Origin of the sequence: Enterobacter cloacae complex sp. ESBL7, assembly GCF_041679625.1 — a bacterium.
Classification (GTDB): Bacteria; Pseudomonadota; Gammaproteobacteria; order Enterobacterales; family Enterobacteriaceae; genus Enterobacter; species Enterobacter asburiae_B.
This window is the reverse complement of the sequence record NZ_JBGORN010000064.1, coordinates 1-258: the sequence shown is the minus strand read 5'-3', so window position 1 is coordinate 258 and position 258 is coordinate 1. Positions and strand designations below refer to the sequence as shown.

General features: G+C 63.6%; 1 protein-coding gene. It reads right to left on the bottom strand.

What is annotated here, in order from left to right:
• Positions 1–258 (bottom strand): ShlB/FhaC/HecB family hemolysin secretion/activation protein (locus tag ACERY3_RS25465; protein ID WP_373226813.1); only part of this gene is annotated, 258 nt, incomplete at both ends.

The following is a 258-nucleotide window of genomic DNA, read 5'->3' as shown; positions in this document are numbered from 1 at the left end:
CGCCGAGCGTCAGGCGCTCGGCGCCGTACAGCCGGTCGGGCGACCACTGGCCGTAGGCGCTGGTCAGCCACCACGCGTTACGGGCAACAGGACGCTGGAAGCTGGCGTTCAGGCTCCATTTACGGAACTCTGCCCGCGGCATATCCCCGGATTTATTTTCGTCGGTTTCGGCATTGAACCACGGCATGCCGTGGCTCCAGGTCGGGTTGAAGGTCGCCACGCCGCCCAGCATTTTTTGCGTGTGGGTAATTCCCAGGA